General features: G+C 60.6%; 21 protein-coding genes. 13 read left to right on the forward strand and 8 right to left on the reverse strand.

Annotated elements, in window-relative coordinates; all coding sequences use genetic code 11:
* A partial coding sequence (locus ACI94_RS04210) for a YgiQ family radical SAM protein (protein ID WP_286681138.1) occupies positions 1–1373 on the forward strand: 1373 nt, incomplete at its 5' end.
* Complete coding sequence (locus ACI94_RS04215) at positions 1370–1612, forward strand: hypothetical protein (protein WP_066956790.1); 243 nt, start codon at positions 1370–1372, stop codon at positions 1610–1612. The genes ACI94_RS04210 and ACI94_RS04215, both read left to right, overlap by 4 nt.
* Positions 1613–1628: 16 nt before the next feature.
* On the opposite strand, the gene ACI94_RS04220 is transcribed toward ACI94_RS04215, so the two are convergent.
* On the reverse strand, positions 1629–1913 hold the full coding sequence (locus ACI94_RS04220; RefSeq protein WP_066956787.1) for an HNH endonuclease: 285 nt from the start codon (positions 1911–1913) through the stop codon (positions 1629–1631).
* Positions 1914–2122: 209 nt separating this feature from the next.
* On the opposite strand from ACI94_RS04220, the gene ACI94_RS04225 reads away from it, so the two are divergent.
* From ACI94_RS04225 to ACI94_RS04235, 3 genes are read left to right on the forward strand one after another with little or no spacing between them, the layout of a single operon-like run.
* On the forward strand, positions 2123–2815 hold the full coding sequence (locus ACI94_RS04225; protein WP_066957015.1) for a TIGR00266 family protein: 693 nt from the start codon (positions 2123–2125) through the stop codon (positions 2813–2815).
* Between the two features lie 31 nt (positions 2816–2846).
* On the forward strand, positions 2847–3881 hold the full coding sequence (locus ACI94_RS04230; RefSeq protein WP_286681139.1) for a DUF2117 domain-containing protein: 1035 nt from the start codon (positions 2847–2849) through the stop codon (positions 3879–3881).
* A gap of 2 nt (positions 3882–3883) precedes the next feature.
* Positions 3884–5032, forward strand: coding sequence for an Nre family DNA repair protein (locus ACI94_RS04235; RefSeq protein ID WP_066956782.1), 1149 nt, complete (start codon positions 3884–3886; stop codon positions 5030–5032).
* Here the strand turns inward: ACI94_RS04235 and ACI94_RS04240 are convergent.
* Entirely contained in the window at positions 5029–6678 is a 1650-nt protein-coding gene (locus ACI94_RS04240) for an ATP-dependent DNA ligase (RefSeq protein ID WP_066957012.1), read from the reverse strand. The genes ACI94_RS04235 and ACI94_RS04240 overlap by 4 nt on opposite strands.
* Positions 6679–6852: 174 nt before the next feature.
* Here ACI94_RS04240 and ACI94_RS04245 point away from each other — a divergent pair, with 174 nt between their 5' ends.
* Positions 6853–8037, forward strand: coding sequence for a hypothetical protein (locus ACI94_RS04245; RefSeq protein WP_286681140.1), 1185 nt, complete (start codon positions 6853–6855; stop codon positions 8035–8037).
* A 237-nt stretch (positions 8038–8274) separates the two neighbouring features.
* The gene (locus ACI94_RS04250; protein ID WP_286681141.1) at positions 8275–9534 is read left to right on the forward strand and encodes a PAS domain S-box protein; all 1260 of its coding nucleotides are present in this window, start codon (positions 8275–8277) and stop codon (positions 9532–9534) included.
* A 2-nt stretch (positions 9535–9536) separates the two neighbouring features.
* Here ACI94_RS04250 and ACI94_RS04255 read toward each other — a convergent pair whose 3' ends face one another.
* Positions 9537–10319 (reverse strand): MBL fold metallo-hydrolase, encoded by a 783-nt coding sequence (locus tag ACI94_RS04255; protein WP_066956776.1) that lies wholly within the window; start codon positions 10317–10319, stop codon positions 9537–9539.
* A gap of 94 nt (positions 10320–10413) precedes the next feature.
* Between ACI94_RS04255 and ACI94_RS04260 the strand changes: the two genes are divergently transcribed.
* On the forward strand, positions 10414–11787 hold the full coding sequence (locus ACI94_RS04260; RefSeq protein ID WP_286681142.1) for a P-loop domain-containing protein: 1374 nt from the start codon (positions 10414–10416) through the stop codon (positions 11785–11787).
* 89 nt (positions 11788–11876) lie between these two features.
* Here ACI94_RS04260 and ACI94_RS04265 read toward each other — a convergent pair whose 3' ends face one another.
* The 5 genes from ACI94_RS04265 to ACI94_RS04285 form a co-directional block, all read right to left on the reverse strand.
* Entirely contained in the window at positions 11877–12953 is a 1077-nt protein-coding gene (locus ACI94_RS04265) for an ABC transporter ATP-binding protein (RefSeq protein ID WP_066956770.1), read from the reverse strand.
* Positions 12954–12957: 4 nt separating this feature from the next.
* Positions 12958–13659 carry an ABC transporter permease gene (locus tag ACI94_RS04270; protein ID WP_066956767.1) on the reverse strand — a complete coding sequence of 234 codons (702 nt, stop codon included), beginning with the start codon at positions 13657–13659 and terminating at the stop codon, positions 12958–12960.
* Between the two features lie 58 nt (positions 13660–13717).
* A complete protein-coding gene (locus ACI94_RS04275; RefSeq protein WP_224732733.1) occupies positions 13718–14593 on the reverse strand; it encodes a substrate-binding domain-containing protein in 876 nt (291 codons plus the stop codon).
* Between the two features lie 365 nt (positions 14594–14958).
* Positions 14959–15657: an ABC transporter substrate-binding protein gene (locus ACI94_RS04280; RefSeq protein WP_066956761.1), complete on the reverse strand. Its 699-nt coding sequence runs from the start codon at positions 15655–15657 to the stop codon at positions 14959–14961.
* 76 nt (positions 15658–15733) lie between these two features.
* Positions 15734–16543 carry a uridylate kinase gene (locus tag ACI94_RS04285; protein ID WP_066956758.1) on the reverse strand — a complete coding sequence of 270 codons (810 nt, stop codon included), beginning with the start codon at positions 16541–16543 and terminating at the stop codon, positions 15734–15736.
* A gap of 89 nt (positions 16544–16632) precedes the next feature.
* On the opposite strand from ACI94_RS04285, the gene ACI94_RS04290 reads away from it, so the two are divergent.
* The 5 genes from ACI94_RS04290 to ACI94_RS04310 all read left to right on the forward strand — a co-directional run.
* On the forward strand, positions 16633–16869 hold the full coding sequence (locus tag ACI94_RS04290) for a hypothetical protein (protein WP_066956755.1): 237 nt from the start codon (positions 16633–16635) through the stop codon (positions 16867–16869).
* A 50-nt stretch (positions 16870–16919) separates the two neighbouring features.
* Positions 16920–17288 (forward strand): hypothetical protein, encoded by a 369-nt coding sequence (locus ACI94_RS04295; RefSeq protein ID WP_066956752.1) that lies wholly within the window; start codon positions 16920–16922, stop codon positions 17286–17288.
* A gap of 43 nt (positions 17289–17331) precedes the next feature.
* Positions 17332–17895, forward strand: coding sequence for a mechanosensitive ion channel domain-containing protein (locus ACI94_RS04300; protein ID WP_286681143.1), 564 nt, complete (start codon positions 17332–17334; stop codon positions 17893–17895).
* Between the two features lie 26 nt (positions 17896–17921).
* Positions 17922–18215 carry a hypothetical protein gene (locus ACI94_RS04305; RefSeq protein ID WP_286681144.1) on the forward strand — a complete coding sequence of 98 codons (294 nt, stop codon included), beginning with the start codon at positions 17922–17924 and terminating at the stop codon, positions 18213–18215.
* Positions 18212–18802 (forward strand): mechanosensitive ion channel family protein (locus ACI94_RS04310; RefSeq protein ID WP_286681145.1); only part of this gene is annotated, 591 nt, incomplete at its 3' end. The genes ACI94_RS04305 and ACI94_RS04310, both read left to right, overlap by 4 nt.

Here is an 18802-nt window from a genome sequence, read left to right on the forward strand (position 1 = left end):
GGCAGTCCATCCTCGCCGACGCGCCGGCCGACCTCCTCGTCTTCGGGATGGGCGAGCGCCAGGTGGTCGCGATCGCCGACCGGCTCGCGGCCGGAGAGAGGGCAAGAGACCTCACCGACATCCCCGGCACCGCTTACCGGATAGAGAAGAAGGCCTGGCGGGAGATGGACCAGTCCGGCTACGTCGTCCTTCCGGGTTATCCCGAGGTGAAAGAGGACAGGTATGCCTACGCGAGAGCGTTCGCGCTCCACTACAACGAGCAGGATCCCTTCCGGGGCCGGCCGGTGGCCCAGCCGCACCCGAAGACCGTCGTCATCCAGAACCCGCCGGCGATGCCGCTCTCGTCCGATGAACTCGACAGGGTCTACGAACTCCCCTACACCCGGAGAGCCCACCCCTCCTACACCGAACCCATCCCCGCCCTTGAGCCCGTCAGGTTCTCGATTGTCAGTCACCGGGGATGCTTTGGCGCCTGCTCCTTCTGCGCCCTCACCCATCACCAGGGCCGGATCATCCAGAGCCGGAGCGTGGACTCGATCGTCCGCGAGGTGGAGCGGATCGCAAAGATGCCGGAGTTCACCGGCATCATCCAGGACGTCGGCGGGCCTACGGCCAATATGTACGGGATCCACTGCGGCCGGTGGGAGTCCGCCGGGACCTGCCCGGATCGCCGTTGCATCGACTGTACCGTGCTCGACCGCAGCCACGAAGAGCAACTCCGCCTGCTCCGGCGGCTCCGGGAGATACCGGGGGTGAAGCAGGTCTTCATCGCCTCCGGTATCCGTTACGACCTTATCGGGCCGGAGGATGAAGAGTATCTCGCAGAGGTCTGCAAGCACCACGTCTCCGGGCATCTCAAGGTCGCCCCAGAACATATCTCGGACCGGGTCTGTGCCTGCATGGGGAAACCCTCCCGCGAAGTCTTCGATGCTTTCAGGAAGCGGTTCGAGGCCCTCCAGGAGGGGAAGAAGAAGCGGCAGTACCTCGTTCCCTACTTCATGTCCGGGCACCCGGGGTGCCGGATCGAAGATATGGTCGAACTTGCCGAGTACGTCCGGGATACGGGCCTCTACACCGAGCAGGTCCAGGACTTCACGCCAACGCCGATGAGCATCTCGACGACGATCTACCACACCGGGCTAAACCCCTTCACCCTCGAGGAGGTCCATGTCCCGAAAGGCCGGGAGAAGAGAATCCAGAGGGCGCTCATGCACTATCGGGACCCGAAGAACTACGGGCTCGTCTGCGAAGGGCTCCAGGCGGCCGGGAGAGAGGACCTCATCGGGAACGCGTGGCAGTGCCTCGTCCCGGCGCGGGGCAGGAGCCCCTCTGGAGGACCGCGCAAGCGGCAAACCCGGCGACCGCCGCGATGAACCGGTTCGGAATCCGGGGAAGCACGAGTGTCGTCACGGCAACCGAGGCCGCGAGGTTGGCCGCCGTCCCGGGGGTGACGACGGCGTCGAGCATCCTCATCGTAGAGGACCGCCATTCCCCTCCCGGGGGCGAGGCCGGGAGCGCAAACCTCGCCGCCAGATCACCCGCCGTGCTCATCGTCGTAGATCGCCACACACCAACCTCAGATACACTCCGTCTACAGACCATGACCGGGTGAGTAACTCGATCGGTACTTATTTTCTGCGGCCGGCAAACCGCTCCCGGATCCGACGCATCCTGTTCTGGTGACAGAACGGACAGAGGGCCTCGAAGTTCCCCGGCGTGAGGGCGCCGCCGCAGATCACGGGTTCGCGGAAGTCGAAGTGCGTCGACCCGGCCACCAGCGGGGCGTTGCACCCGGCGCACCGGTGGCACTGCCGCTCGAGAACAGCCTGCATGGTCTCGTCTGTTATGTACGCTCCCCCGGCAAACACCTCTTTCGAAGGCGCCGTTATCTGTACTCCGCGCTCGCTAACCACACGGGGAGATACCAGTCTGGAAAGATATACCTTACGGCAGGCGGCAGGGGGCGGAACGGACAGCCGGTTCCCGGCTGGTCTCGGGAGGGGAGAGAGGAGAGGCGCTCTACCGTCCTGCCGCCGGTCCGTCCGGCACAACCGCGAGAACTGGGAGAATTCTCTGTAAGATAACCGAAAACCTATTGTTCGACGGCAAAAAACGCATCTCCATGCAGTATACTATAGCGGGAGACAACCTGCAGATGGTGACCATCCACCTCGCTCCTGGCGAGAGCGTCTGCGCCGAGGCCGGCGCCATGGTCAACATGAGCGGGAACATGCAGATGACCACCAACATGAAGGGTGGACTCTTTAAGGGGCTCAAACGGATGATGACCGGCGAGGGGCTCTTCATGACCGAGTTCACTCCAACGGGCGGGGAGGGGTTCGTCTCGTTCGCCGGGAATGTGCCGGGCAAGATATTCGACCTCGATCTTTCCGGCGGTGAGTTCATCGCCCAGAAAGATGCATACCTCTGCTCGGAACAGGGCGTCGACCTCGATATCGCTTTCACCAAACGCCTCAGATCCGGGGCTTTCGGCGGTGAGGGGTTCATCCTCCAGCGGCTCTCCGGCTCCGGGAAGGTCTTCCTCCACTGCTGCGGCGACATCATGGAGATGACGCTTGCACCTGGCGAGGTCGTCCGGGTCGAGACCGGGCTCGTCGTCGGGTTCGAGAGCACCGTCGACTACAGCATCCAGCTCGCCGGCGGCGTAAAGACCGTCCTCTTCGGCGGTGAAGGACTCTTCCTGACGACGCTGACGGGGCCGGGTAAAGTCGTCCTGCAATCGATGGATATCGCAAAACTCGCAAGTTCATTGATTCCTTACCTCCCCATCCAGAGCAACACGTCGGGACGGTAACCTGATAGTCCACAAGATCCAATTTTACGGCATGAATCCCTCAATGGCAGACCTCGTCATGGTGGTGCACGGCCCCGAAGCCTTCGATGCCGGAGACGTCGAACGGCTGAACGGGCTCCTCTCCCCCCGGCAGGTCCTCGTCGCAGGGATTATGGCCCGGACCGCTGCCGAGGAGTCGGGGCTTCCGGCCACCTGTACGGACGAGCGCCCGAGCGTGGTCCTCGGCGCACTCTCCGGGCCCGCGTGCATGGTCAACCGGGGAAAGACCCCGGAGTCCGGGCGGATATTCGGCGAACTCGTCGCCGGACGTCTTGCGGGGCTCATCCACGTGGAGTGCTCAGACAGCACAGTCTACTGCTGGGACAACGCCGATGAGAGGCTCGCGGCCGCAATCGCGGAGCGGACGGGCTACGCCCTCGTCCACGCAACGAGCACCCGGACCCGGCGGGAGGGCGTGCGGGAGATCCGCGGGTGTATACCTGGAGAGGCGGTCTTTGTAAACGGGATCGTCATCGGGACCGCAACGGAAGAGACCGTCGTCCTTGCAAGCGAAGACGGCACCATACGGGTCGTCTCCGGCCTCGACCCAAAGCCTCACGGGTTTGAGAAACTCCTCCGGGCGGGTCTACCGGACCTTCAGACCGCCTGGTGCAAGAGCGGGCCGGTGCGAAGGAGGGCGCCCGGTCCGGGCGAACGCGCTCCCCGCTCCGGCCGAGTCGTGGTCATCGACCACTGCGGCCATACCCTCTACCGCGAGCTTGAGGGAGAGGTCTGCGGAGTCCTCTCCATCGGCGACGATACCACGGCAGTCTGCGGCCACATCTGCTCACACGCGGGCATCCCCATCTTCGGGGTGGTCGACGGGGACGCCGACGCCATCATCGAGCCCGGGTATGCCCAGGGATCGGTGGTGGTCGAGGTCGTCTCTGGCCGCGATGACGATATCGGCCGGGAGATTGCGGCTGCCCGCAGCCTCCAGGCAACCTGCTGGGAGGATTGGGTCGAAGAGACGCTCCGCGCTCTCGCCGGGAGGGTGCGGGTCGTTCTGGACCTCCGGGAGGAATAGAGATGCAGTGCGCCGAGTGCAAGGGGAGAGGGTTCTGCGGGCTTGAGCGCTGCCCGATCATGAGCAGGTTCTACGCCAGGCTCTCGGTTAAGCAGAGCGACCACTACGAGGGGGCGGCGCCGTCGGTCTTTGTGGGGAGTTACGGCTACCCGAAGGTCGCAGGGGGGCCGCTGATGATCGACGACGCCGACCACCCGCCGGAATGGGTGGCGAAGGGCCTCGGGATCGAGGATATCGTGGTGCTCCGGGCCCGCACGATCCGCGGCGCGGATGAGTCGATGAGGATTGCAGAGAACCTGAAGGAGATTGCGCTTTCAAGCAAACCCCTCGACGTGGAGGTCCGGTTCACAAAACCCGTCTCCTTCGACCTCCGGTTCGACGGGACGATCGCACCCGTCGGGCTGACCGGCGCCATCCAGAAGATGGACATCCTCGGGAATGCCCGGGTCGATCGGGCTGTCGATCGGGTGACGTCCGATACCGATCTCGGTGCGACAGATGCCTGTGAGATCCTCCACACCTCTGGGACCGACGTCTACCGGATCACCCAGCTCCTCACCGCCGGCCTCCTCGGGAGTGAGAAGAAGCGACGCGTCGTTCCTACCCGCTGGGCGATCACGGCGGTCGACGACACGGTCTCAAAGCAGCTCAAGAAGAAGATCGCCCGTTACCCACCGCTTGGCGGGATAGAGGTCTTCTCCGCCTCACTTTACGGGAATCATATCGTCTGCATCCTCGTCCCCGGAGACTGGAAGTACGAGATGATCGAGGTCTGGGGTAAACAGTCGCTCTGGGGCGGCGGGAGCGAGACGATTGCCCGGGACGGCGAAGATCTCACCAAGTCAGACTACTCCCCGCTCGCAGGGGCCTACTACTCGGCACGCCTCGCGGTCACGGAGTATCTGGAGAGCGTGCAGCGCTCGGCACGGGTGCTTGTGCTCAGAAACGTCACGAGCGAGTACTGGGCGCCGCTCGGCACCTGGGTCGTCCGGGAAGCGACGCGGAACGCCATGCGGGGCCAAAAGACACCGTGTGAGAGTCTTTCGGAGGCAATCGACCTTGCCTCGCGGATCATCGGCTTCTCCCACTGGCGGTCCCACAGCAGACTTATCCCGGAGATTATGACGCAGAAGACGCTCTTTGATTTCTAGAGCGACCCCTGCCCATTCTTCTGCTGCCGATAGCGCTCGGCGAGAGATTCAAGGCTCTCAGCCTCCTCGACGCTCTTGTCCACGCGGACCTGGACAAACCGCGGGAACCGGAGCGCGTAGCCGCTTGCATAGTTCGGGCTCGTCTGAATCTCGGCGTAGCCCACCTCAAAGACCACCTCGGGCTCAAGCGTCACCTCTTTTCCCGAGTGGGCGATGACCTTGTCCTTTAAGAGGGCATAGAGGTCCGCAAGCACCTCATCGGTGATCCCGGTCGCCACCTTCCCCACCGGGAGGAGCCGGCCCTGATCCTGAACCGCGAGGAGGAACGAGCCGAACATCCCCGCCCGGCGGCCTTCGCCCCACTCGGCCCCGACGACCACGAGGTCGAGGGTCTCGACACCGGGCTTCACCTTCACCCAGAGGCGGCCGCGGACGCCCGGGGTGTAGGGCGAGTCCGGGACCTTCACCATCACACCCTCGTGCCCGAGATCGAGCGCCTCGGTGTAGACCGCCTCCGCCGCAGCGGGATCGCTCACCCGGAACTGCGGGGCAACGTATGATCCGGCGAGCACCGCCTCAAGGAGCTTCCGCCGCTCGGCGAAGGGGCGATCCATCAGGGTCTCGCCGTCCAGGTAGAGGATATCAAAGACTCGCGGGACGAGCTCGATCTTCTCCATCATCGAGTTCACCTCGTGCTTACGGCGGAACCGCCTGATGACGTACTGGAACGGCATGGGCCTGCCGTCCCGGACGGCGACCACCTCCCCGTCGAGGATGACGTCATGGTCGGTTGCCTCCGAGAGGATCTTTACGATATCCGGGAGGCTGCCCGTGACATCCTCAAGTTTCCGTGAGTAAATCCGGGAGAGATTGCCGACCTTATGGAACTGGAACCGGCTCCCGTCGTACTTGTACTCGACCGCAACCTCGCCGTGATCGGCAATCTGAGCGGCGATCGTCCCGGCCTGGGCAAGCATCATCTTCACCGGGTGGAAGGGCTCGATCGTGACGCGGGAGAGCGCCTCCGGGTCCCGCCGGGCAAGGAGGGCGACCGCACCGAGGTCGTTCATCGCCTGGTGGGCATGCTCGACCAGGCGGACGTCGACATTGAATGCCCGGGCGACGGCGTCGCGGACGTTCCCCTCGCCCATGCCGATCCGGAGCTCTTCGAGCATCAGCCGCGCGAGATAACGTCCCTCGAGCGGTCGGACGTTCCCAAAGAGGCCCTGCACGATGCGGAGTTTCTCCCGCTGCGACCGCTGCCCCTCTGCGGCGGCCATCCGCTCGAAAGCGTGATAGACCTCGGAGAGGTCCAGTTCCTGGATGAAAAACGATGTCTGCTCCTTCTTTTCCAGGAGTTGCTCGACCGCGAGACCGACATCCCCGACCGCGTTGATCGCCTCCCTGACCACGCCCCTCTTCGTCCCGACGACGTAGGCCACGGCGTCGTAGAGGAGGTTTGGACCCACGCCGAGGTTTTTGGTGCTCCAGTCGGGAAAGACCCTGCCCATGATGAAGCGGACGAAGATCGGAAGTTCCTCGTCGTCGAGACGGGGCAGGACGGCGGAGACCTGCTCGATCATCTCCAGGCGCCCGGAGATACCCTCAAGGTGCTCGCAGATTTGAGCGAACTCCAGAAACTGCATACCCATATCGTCTGAAATATTTCCCGGCGGGGTGAATCAATGCTTCTGTCTTTTGGCGTGCCGCGAGGGGACGGAGGAGAGCGGATCTCTTACACCGTACTTGGCTGCATCCCGGACGAACCCGGAGAGGAACATATAGTAAACGATATCTTTCGCTAAACATTCCTAAAATACATGGAAGGCATATGGCGGTCCAAGGTGCCCGGGAATAGAAGACTCGAGCAACTTCAGGCAACTATGAATAGTTATATCGAAAAAAACATAGCCCGGGTTGAGGCAAATCTCCCAGTCTTCTTCGGGCATGTTACCGCCACGCTTGATAAAACCTTTCCTAACCTGGACGATAGGGCCTACGATGATTTCATCGATGCGATCACCGGTACGGTCATTAACGCTACGCGCGAAGCCCCAACAGCCGAATACTTCGAGAAGATTCTGCGGCACGCCATGAGGGGGAAGCGGCGAAAGAGAGAGCGCACAACCCTCGATGTGATCGTGGCCCTCAGGCTGCTCGACGCAGGCAACTATCACCTGGCGACCGACTATCTGATGCGTCATAGAAATTATGACGGACGGATCAACGCCGCAATTGCCTATTGTTACCATATCCAATCCCGGGCAGTCAACGGGGAGCAGGGTGCCCAATCCAGTGATATGGAGATCCGTGCCCGTGAAGAGATGCTGTATCTCGCCCGGTCTCGACCCCCGCTCAACCGTCTGGGGGTGTTTGACCGCAAAGGAACCCGGCTGAACCAGATCTTCTGGTCGATGTTCGATCTGGCACTCACCTGGTTCCCAAGTGAATCGGGGCTTTACCGCATCGGGATCCTGCAGACAAAGCATGAGAACGACCTTGAGCACCGCCAGCGACTCCTCGGCCATGCCATAAAGCAGTTCCCGGACAACAAATTCTTCCTCGCAGAGGCGTTCGATACCTGCATAGAACTGCGCAAAGGAAGCGAGGCTGCCGCGATCGTCAAACAGATGCTGCAACAGTATCCCAACGATCACGACACTCTCTATTTTGGTTTGAAACTTGCGATCCTCGGGGCGCAACCAGAACCTTACGCGAACTTTCGGAAACTGGCGATTATAAAGGGATTTCCAAAATGCCCGCTCCTGCTGCTGGATACCGTGCTCGAGATCATGTGCAACCATAAGGCCGCGAGTTATCTCTGTTTTGAGGAGGCAAAGAAGATCGCATCCGCGCGAGACTACTACATTACAGCGCTGGACTACATTCTCCGCGATTATATAGATGGGGGCGAAGGCCGGGAAATTCGGGCGAAATCGGCCTTCATCACCAGTGTCGACCGGTATTGTATGCGTGTCTTAAAGATCGGCGAAGACCGACTGTGAACTCCTCATTGGAGCAGCCAGGCCGCACCCCTCCTCCCTGTTCAAGACTGCATGTGCCTATCTAGAGGCAAAAAAATCATTAATGAGGTAAATTTACAGCAATCCGATCGAAATCAATCAAAAAAAGATTATCAGCAATATATGTAGAAAGTAAAGAACGATGGATTTATAATAACTTGCGGGTAAAAATTTCTATAGGCAGAGTCCGCAGTCCAGGAGCTACCAGAGGGAGTTATGATGACGGGGGATGATACTAGTCGAGGCGCCAAGCGGGAAACATTCCACGACCAATCGCACCTCAATGAAGAGACTTACCGCTCGATTCTTTTTGAAGCGCCCGATGGGTTCGTCATGGTTGATGCTGAAGGCAGGTGCCAGTATCTCAATCCGGCGTTTACCAGGATTACCGGATATACTCTCGAAGATCTTCCGACAACCTCTGCCTGGCTTGAGCGTGCCCACCCAAACCCGGCATACCGTCAGAGAGTACAGGAGATGTGGGAGGAACTGCTCCAGGGGAGCCGAAACAGCCTCGTGACGAGCGTGGTCTGCGGGGACGGAAAAGTCCGCGATATCGAGATCAGGCGATCATCACTCAGTAGCGGCTGCAATCTGCTCACTGTCAGGGATGTCACCGAACAAGTCCGGATCGAAGAACGCCTCCGGCAGATCACGTCGGAATTGACGGCGGTGGTTGAGGCATTTCCCGACCTCTTCCTCCGATTAAACATCGACGGCACGATCATCGACACCAGGATCGGCAGACTGGCAAAGACCTCGCTTGTACCGAGAACACTGCTCGGACGGCGCATACAGGACATTTTCCCGGCAGAGATTGGCGACGCACTCCTGGACGCCGTTCAGCAGGCCGCCCAGACCGGTGCCCCTGCCACGTCCCTGGAGTTCTGCCATACGGAGAACGGGGAAGTGCGATACTATGAGGCCCGTGTCGTGCCGCTTCATGACACACACTTGATGGCCATCATCCGGGAGATTACGGAGCGAAAGCAGACAGAGCAGGTACTCCAGAGCCACCACAAACACCTGGAGGAACTCGTCGCCGAACGGACTGCCGAACTCGAACGCACAAATGAGCAACTCAAGCAACTCCTCCATTCTATTGAGATGAGCGAGCGAAGAGCCGCAGAAGAGTGGCTCGATTCATCGATCAACCTGATTGCTGATGATGCCGAGGTAAGGATCACCACCGATGCATCCGGGGTGGTCGTCATCGCTGACGAGGTCGCCGGGGATCTGATCGGCTACGGGAGTGAAGAATTGACCGGGAGAGAGATCTGGTCGCTCTTCTCTGGCGATAACATTCGGGAAGTTCTCTCATCGGAGGTTCTCGGACAGGGCAGACCTGCAGAGTGCACTGAGGGAACCCTGCTCGTAGGAAACGAGGGATTAAGCCAGTGGGTCCGCATCTCTGCTGCTCCGATCACCGATGTCACGGGTGGCGTGATAGGTATGGTCTGCACGCTCCGGAAGGCGTGATATCAGAGTTGGAGACCGCAGAACTCCGGGTGCAGAGGATCCGGGTTCTGGGAGGCCACGGTGACGGCAACCTGGTCGGAGTAGAACCCGAGGCCTTCAAGGGCGCTCGCCAACGCTTTCTCCTGCGTGTTGTTGATCTCGCTTAAGTGGGCGAGCACGGCCATGTGAATGTGGTCGGCAAGCCGCTGCAGGCAGCGAGCGGCGTCGGGGTTTGAGAGGTGCCCGCGCTTTGAGCGTATCCGGCTCTTCAAATAGGCGGGGTACGGACCATTCTCAAGCATATTGGGACAGTGGTTGCTCTCAAGAAGGATAGCATCGCAGGAGGCGAGGCTATCGAAGATCGTCGGGGTTATGGTCCCGGTATCGGTGCAGCACCCGATGCGGAGGTCGCCCTCAGTGACCGAGAACCCGCAGGGCTCGTTAGCATCGTGGGAGACGGCAAAGGGCTCGACAGAAAAGTCGCCGAGAGCAAATGACTCACCGCACCTGCACCGTCGCAGTTCCATCGATTGCCTGCATTTCCCGGAAAGCGCGGCCAGCGTGCCGCCGGTCGCATAGACCGGGACGCCAAGCCTCCTTGCCAGGACGTCGACGCCCCGAACATGGTCGATATGCTCGTGGGTGACTAGGATGCCCTCAATGAGCGATGCATCGGCACCGGCATCCGCAAGGCGCCGGAGGGTCTCACGTGCTGAGAGCCCTGCGTCGATGAGCAGCGCACCTCGCTCCCCTCGCAGGTAGGTGCAGTTTCCTTTGCTCCCGCTCGCAAGGACTATCAGTTCCATTATAGAATGGTGGGCCGCATCTCTATTTAAGGGCGCGGCGGGCAGTTGTGCGGAAAACCTTTGGATCCAGGAGACCATTACCTGATGAGAAAGGATGAGCGGGGCGGCGGAATCCTGGCAGGGGCAGGTTCACCGGATCATCGCGGATCTTGACGGGGGCCGGGTGCGCATCGACCGGGAGGCAGTGCGTGACCTCGTCAACACGTACCTTGTCCGGTCGCTCGATACAACGGCGCTCCGGTTCAGCATCCCGGTGCTGCTCCCGGTACAGATTTTCGATCTGGGTGGCGATGGGGCTGTCGGGGTGATTATCGAGGCAATCAAGGCGGCGGTCCCCACCGAGCGGGACCTCGGTCCGATAGCCGGGATCGGGACGGAGCACCCCGCCCACTGCCTGCAGAACGTGGAGCCGGTCACGCTGATCGCGTCAAACAGTGCCCTCGGAACGAACCTCTGGCGTCCGGACAACGAGAATCGGATTGACGGCTCCGGGCTTCATCTCGTCGTCAGGGGCGCCCTCCCGTACCCGGGCCCGCCCACGCATGCCACGGTAAGAGAGGTTCTCGAGCGGCTCGGATCACTCCTCGAGGCGATCGATCGTGTCGTGCGCCGGGTGCCCGAGAGGGACCTTGCCGCGGCCCGAGAACTCTCCATCGACCAGAAGGCGCTCCGACGCGCTCTCCCGAAGATGGGGCTTGTGGCATTCATCGGCGACGGGACGCGGCCGGCCCGCCAGTTCACTCAGTTTCGGTGTCACCACCGGATCGCGGGCCCGAAAGAGGGGACGCACATCCCCTTCCGATGCCCGTTGGAACTCGATCCGGTCGAGGTGGAACTCGCCGGGAGCGGCAGGGTCGTGACCGGTCTTGGGCTGCAGCGGCGGGAGGTCTTTGCGGTCGCGGGCTCGAACGCCGAGGGAAAGAGCACCTTCCTTCATGCGGTCATCGCCGGACAGGACGACCATGCCGCAGGGGACGGGCGGGAACTCCTCGTCAGCCTGGGCGGGATCGCCCAGGCTGAGGCAGGCGAGCGCCACCTTGATAGGGCGGACGTCAGCCTCTTCTTTGGCCGCCTCCCGCCCGGGATCGACGGCCATCCCGGGGCGGCATCCGGTCAGGGGAGCGGGTCGCTTGTGATGGCGCACGAGATCCAGACCGCGCTCTCGGCCGGGGTGCCGATCCTCATCCTCGACGAGGACCGTTCCGCGACAAATCTGCTGGTTCCGGGCTGCCTCCAGAGCGGCGAGGTGACGCCGTTATCGACACTGCTCGCCACCCGGCGAGAGGCGCTCGGGGAGACGACGCTCATCTACGCAGCATCATCGCTCGACATCCTGATCGCGCAGGCCGATCGTATCCTGCAGTTGTCGGGCCACGAGGCGCGGGGCCTCGATCCCCGGGAGTTCCGGCGCCGGCTGGATCGGTACCTGGTGGAGGTACGGGAGCACCTCGCGGCAAAAGACCGGTAGACTTGAGAAAAGATGGTTGGGGTCTATCGTCTCGACCCGTGCAGCCGCAATAGTACGGGTCACGCGAGAGTCCAACACGCGGGAATCCCTCATCCCCGCCTGACAACATGAACCGACTCTTCCGCAAACGAGACCGCAACATGGCTCCCTTCGCGGATGCCGAGATTGTCGACCACCTTCCAGGAAAGAATTGACGAGAGGGTTATCCCGCAGTCGACAGTCACCCTGCTGAACGGGCCGCGAGGCACGATCGAGGTCACGATGCCGGGAAGGGTGTTCTTTCCCGGCGCGGTCGTCGCCTCACCTGCCGGGGTGACCCGCAGGTCTTCCGAACGGATGCAGAGACTGACCAGTTCCTCCGGGGTAAGCGGCGAGCGAGTCCGAATCCTGACGCCGCCAGCATCGACGGCACAGGTGCCGTTGCTGGCGACGACGACGCCGTCGATGATATTCTCGATCCCGACGAACCGGGCGACCTCCCGACTTGCCGGATGGGTGAAGACCTCCCGCGGAGTCCCTACCTGCGCAAACCGCCCGTTCATCAGTACGCCAATCAGGTGGGCAAGCCGCTGGCCCTGGTACATATCGTGGGTCGAAAAGACGATCGTCGTCCCGAGGTCGCGGTTGATCCGCACCACCAGTTCCTCAATCTTCTCCACCGAGACGGGATCAAGGTTTGCGGTCGGTTCATCCATCAGGAGGATCTCCGGTTCGATCACCATCGCCCGGGCAAGCGCCACCCGCTGCATCTCCCCGCCCGAGAGGGTTCTGGCCCGCCGTTCTTCGTAGCCGGCAAGGCCGACCACGGCAAGGGCCTCCTCGACCTTCGCCTTGATCGCCGCCTCCTTGATCCCTCTAAACCGGAGTCCAACTGCAATATTCTCCGCAACGGTCGTGTTGAAGACGGCGGGTTTCTGGAAGACCATCCCCATCATCCGCTGTACTCTATGACTCTCTTCACGATTTGCATGGATATCGACGCCGTTGATCCGGATCGCGCCTCCTGTCGGGGTATCGAGGAGGTCGATGAGGCGCAGCAGGGTTGATTTTCCGGACCCGCTTGGCCCGATGACGGCAAAGATCTCCCCACGCTCGATGCGTGCGGAAACGCCGGCAAGCACCTCCTTGCCGTCGAACGATTTTCTGACGCCTTCAAGTTCAATCATGGGATCACCTGTGCTGGACCGTGGTTATGACGAAGTTGACGACGAGAGCGATTGCGAGGAGGACGATCCCGAGTGCGATGGACTGAGAGATGTTCCCCATCGAGGTCTCGAGAGATATCGCGGTCGTCAGCACCCGGGTCGAACTCGAAAATGACGACGCCATGATGTTGCCGCCGACAAGGATCGCCGCTCCGACCTCGGATATCGCCCGCCCGAATCCAAGTGCAACGGCCGCAAGGATCGCGAATTTGGCCTCCTTCATGGTGTTTGCGAGGAACTGAAAACGAGTCGCTCCAAGCGAGCGGAGGGTATCCCTGATGATCGGATCGACCCCCGAGAGAGCGGATATCGTAAGACCGATCATGATCGGCAGGATAAGAACCGTCTGTGCGATGATCATGGCGGTCGGGGTGAAGAGCAGTCGCAGAAATCCAAACGGCCCGACGCGGGAGAGGAGCAGGAAGATGAGCAACCCGACGATGACCGTCGGCAGAGAGTAGAGGGTCTGAATCAGGTTAATGAGACTCTTCTTGCCCGGGAACGACCCAAAGTAGATTACGCCGCCGAGCGGAACGGCGATCAGTGAGGCAAAGATCGTTGCTGTGAATGAGACAATGATGCTCCGCAAGGAGATTGCCATAACATCAGGATCAAGCGTTATGATGAGCCGGAGCGCCTCCAGAAATCCCTCGATGATCTCGTACATACTTTGGCACCTAACTGTGGTCCGTTCCTGGACAAAAAGGGTAGATTTTTTGGCTGGATCAGAGGACCGGGTCCTTCACTTCAGCCTGCGGCACGCCGATCTTCTCCCAGTCGTTCTGGGCGGCATAGAAGAGCGGCTGGCCATACTCTTCGACACCGAAGGAGGCGATCTCCTGCTGGATCTCGTCAGAGATCAGGAAGTTGATCCAGTCCTTCGCGAGGGCGGTGTTGGTGTCGGGGTACTTCTCGGGGTTGATCTGCATTGCGCAGTAGACGTTGAGCAGGGCATCGCCCTCGTCGACGAGCGCTACGAGGTCAACATCGCCCTTGTAGGCAAGGAATGTCCCGATGTCGGAGAGAGCATAGGCCTGCTTTTCATTCGCCATCGCAATGGTCGCACCCATGCCGGTCCCGGCCTCCTGGTACCAGCTGCCGGAGCCCTGGATATCTGTCGAGTAGTTGAATCCGGCTGCCTTCCAGATTGCCTGCTCCTTTGAGTGCGTTCCCGAGGCGTCGCCGCGCGAGACGAAGACGACATTCTCACCAGCCATTCCCTTCTCACGGATGGTGGTGAATGCCTGCTCGGGGTCCATGCCCTTGATGCCGGCCGGGTCGGACTCGGGTCCGATGATGATGAAGTAGTTGTAGGCGAATACGCGCCGGTTGGTACCGTAGCCGTCGGCGAGGAAGGCATCTTCACGTGCACGGTCGTGCACCATCAGGACGTCAACGTCGCCCCGCTGTCCATACTCGATCGCCTTGCCGGTTCCGCCAGAGACAATGATCAGCTCGGCGTTGTACTTCTCCTCAAAGATCGGGGTGAGGTGATCGAGGAGTTTGGTATCGTAGAGACTGGTCGTCGTTGCGATACGGAGCTGCTGCTTTTCTCCGGGAGTCTGGTCGGATGTCGTCCCAGTACAGCCGCAGATGAGCATAAATGCGACCAATATGGCCGTAACTGCAAAAATGGTTCTTTGTTGCATAGTTCTCAAAGAGATATCGTGATATCTACATTTAAATAGAACTGTTTTGAATTAATAGAAACTTAATAAAGTTAATCATATTAACACAGAAAAAAAGAAACTAAATTTGATTATTAAGGCCCCCGGGACAGGGTGCTCCGCCGACCCCCCGCCGCCGGGCGCGGAACGGCAGTCGCAGTAAAGATGCTGATTAATAGACTAGGAGCCCGAAGACAGGAAAGAGAACGAGCAACTGCGAGGGGTGCGATGGGAGGATAGGGATTGACCGCCGAAGGCGAACTCAAAAAAGATTTATAGAGAACCGGGATCTCCGCGGTTCATCCCACCACGATATCGCGATATCCCTCGCCGTCAGCCTCGACGTAGAGGATCGCCTTTCCCCCGACGCAGGCGGGTTTTGGGAACTTCCGGAGCGCGACGACACCTTCCTCGACCGCTGCGCCGTCGCGGGTCATGACCCGGTCGACGCCGGAATTAAGGATCGCCGCAATCGTCTGGTTGCCGCGTAGGTCCCGGATCGTTCCCTTCTGAACAAACCTGCCATCGTTCCCCGATGCCGCGAGACCCACCCCAGCGAGCGCGCCGATGACGCCGTCCTCGGTACCTCCAAGCCCTTCAAGGAGGATTCCGGCCTCGCGGGCAAGGGAACGCGCCTCATCCTGCGTCACGATACTCGTCTTTGCGGCGAGCCCGAAGTGGGTGATGTCGCCGTTGATCTTTCGGTCGCCAGCGACACAGATCCCGGGATCGCTCCCCTCGATGAAGTCGGCGAGCATCAGTTCCTTTGCCGTCTCAAAGATCTCGGCCACGGCCCCGTTTGTCTCTTCATGGATGTGGATGACCGCTGAGCTGTTATGCGAGGTGTAAGGGACAGCGGGGTGGACAAAGAGTTGGTGCCGGGTCACCCCCGTCACCGTATACATCCTGGCGAGTTCTGCTGCAATCGCGCGAGCGAGCCGTCCGGTTCCCCGGGACTCGCGGGTGTCGGTGTCGTCAATGCCAAGGTAGATAGTCATAGGATATTGTACTGATCGACCTACAAGGCTAAATAAGCCATCTTTCGAGTTAATGGGAAAAGATTGACAGAGAGGTTTACGAGGCCCGAATCAGGGTCCCAACCCGCTCCCCGTTCACGGCCTTCGTGATATTCCCCGGCACGTGGGCATTCACGATCTTGATCTCTCTCACGTGGACGGCATCACGGAGGAGCTCGACCGCCATCGGTTCGAGCACCATATCCTCAAGGTGCATCTCCAGGAGCTCGTCGGCGGTGATCTCCGGGATGAACTCGGCGTCGGGGTTCTCAAAAGGATTTTCGGTGTAGAGACCGTCGACGTTCTTTCCGAGGATGCAACTCTTTCCGCCGATGACCTCCGCCATCAGGAAGGCGCCGGTATCGGTCCGGTGCGGCGGGATGCTCCCGAGTCTCGGCGGGTGCTCATACAGCCCGTAGGGTGGGGTGCCCTGGACGACAGGGAGCATTCCAAGGGATATGATCGAGGGGAGATCTAAGAGATCGCCGGGAGTGATCCGAACTCCGTTGTACTTCGAGAGGAGGATGGAGAGCATGATCGCGTTCTGCTCACTGATCTTACCCGAGAGTTCCGCAAGCACCCCCGTCGGCATCCCGAGGTCGATCCCGACGTCGAGGATATGCCGGACCCGGACGCCGCCGCCGGTGGCGACCAGGATCTTATGGTTCCGGGAGAGTTCCCCGATCTCCTCTACCAGCGGGTAGACCACGGCCCGTCCGTAGTCGATGACGCCATGGCCGCCGATCTTGACCACGTTTAAGTCCGGCATGATCCTGATCTGCTCGCCCGCCTCGGTCTCGCGGAGCAGGGTTCGCCGGACCAGGCTCTCACCTTTGAACCTCGATCTCATCTCAATCCGTTCTGCCATAAAACCACTGACTTTCAGTTTGAGGGAAAACGTTATATCCCTTTGGGGTATACCAACTGGTATACCACCTGATAGGAGATGAATGCGGTATGAAGATCTACGTACGAGAGCGCCAGAAGGTCGGCACCGGTGTGAAGCAACCCAGGTTCCGTGTCGTCGCCGTTATCGAAGAGCAGGGCGATGAGAAACACCTGAAAGTCGAGGGAACCCACTTCCGCAAAGTTGAACTCGAACAGATTGCAAAAGACGTCGGGGCGGAGGTTGTCTACCTCGAGGAGATGCCCGAGGAAGAGCGGGGCGAGATGAAGGCAGCCGAAGCGGCGTAACCAGACCGACTCTCTTTTTTCCCGTCGGGTGCAACTACTGTTGCGATCGGATGACCACGCACGAGCACGACGACATCTTTGACGCGGCCGCGAGAATCCTTCTTGAAGAGGAACGCTGCATAACGATCGGTTTTTCACCAGATGGAGTTACCATACGGTTCCCTACGACCCGAAAGCTCGCCGAGCACCTCGGGATACCCCACTACTATGTCCTTCCCCGGTTCGGCGATATGGAGCGCGACGGGCTGATCCGCCGGGTGGAACGGGTCGGAATCTCCACCACAGCCTCGGGGACCCGTAAGCTCCTTGCAGTCATAGCAGAGCGTTACGGCGAGCGCGCAAAAGAGGTCCTAGGGCCAGACATCTATTCGGCACTGCAGGCTCGTGCAGCCGTCCCCGGGTGTCAGGACGGCGACTGATGATACAGTGGGTTAATTCTCTCTCACACCCACTACACCTAAGATGCAATCGAGCGAGCCATCCCTCATCGGTGGGGGATCCATTGGCGCGTTCTTCGCGTTCATCCTCACCCTCATCGTGCTCCTCATCCTTGGCAACCTCGCCTACATGCTTCTTAGACGAGCACTGGATGGACGGGTCTCACCGAGGGCGGCCAAGTGGACGGCGGCTATCCTGCAGTATGCCGTCATCATCGGCGGGGGTTATGCGAGTGCCCGGTATCTCCTTGCCTTCGACCTGAACGCCGTCGTCGCATCGCTTGGAATCATCAGTATCGTCGTGGCCGTATCATCGACCCAGATCACGCAGAACATCCTTGCAGGTATCCTTATCACCATCAATCGCCCGGTCCAGCTCGAGGAGTGGATCGTCGTCGGGGAGCTGCCGTCAACAGGGCTTTGCAGGGTGCGCGACTTCTCCTTCACGACGACGATCCTTCAGGGGCTCGACGGCTCCCTCATCCTCATGCCGAACTCAAGCATCATAGCCTCAAAGGTTGTCAACTACTCCCGGGGCGGGTTGATGGAGATCCGGGTCTCGATCACCATCCCGGCTGGGCGGACCTGACCCGGGCAAAGGAGATCGCACTTTCAGTGGCGCGCGACGACCCGCGTATCATTCAGCACCCCAATGCGGTCGAGCACTCCATTATTCAGGATCTCTTGAACCATCCCTACAATTGGCGCGTCTCCTCCGACAGCACCGACGTTGCAGATCTTGCACCGGCCATCCATATCACATCGGTCACCGACGGCTGGATCAAACTGGTCATCCGGGTCTGGACCCGCAAGATCCCACAGAAGGACGATATCATCTCCCGGTACATGCGAGAAGTTCTCAGGCGTCTCTCGGCCGAGGAGATCCCGGTGAAGGTCGATGCGGCATGACGGAAGGAATTAATTCTACCATCTCTCACCTCACCCCCATACAGGAGAGCGGTTCGCTCCTCATCGGCGGAGTTCCCCTCGATGCGTTCCTCGCATTCCTCTTCACGCTTATCGGGTTTCTCTTCCTCGGCAACCTCGCTTACATGCTCCTTCGGCGGGTCCTTGACGGGCGGGTATCCCGTGGGACGGCCAAGTGGACATCGGCCGTCCTGCAGTACGGCATAACCCTTGGAGGGATCTACGCGAGCGCACGGCACTTCCTCGCCTTCGATCCAACGGCCTTCGCCGCCTCGCTCGGTATCCTCGGTATCGTCATAGCCTTCTCATCGCGCCAGATTATCCAGAACGTTATCGCAGGCGTCCTGATAACCATCAACCGCCCCATCCAGCTCGAGGAATGGGTGAGCGTCAGCGGAAGGCCGGAGACCGGGCCCGGCAAGGTGCAGGATATCTCCCTCACGACGACGACCCCCAAGGGTCTCGACGGCGGTTTGATCCTCACACCGAATTCGAGTATCATAACCTCAAAAGTGATCAACTACTCCCGCGCCGGACTTCTGGAGGTCTCGATCCCGCTCGCCGTCCCG

It is taken from the genome of Methanoculleus sp. DTU007 (genome assembly GCF_001512385.1).
Taxonomy (GTDB): Archaea; Halobacteriota; Methanomicrobia; order Methanomicrobiales; family Methanoculleaceae; genus Methanoculleus; species Methanoculleus thermophilus.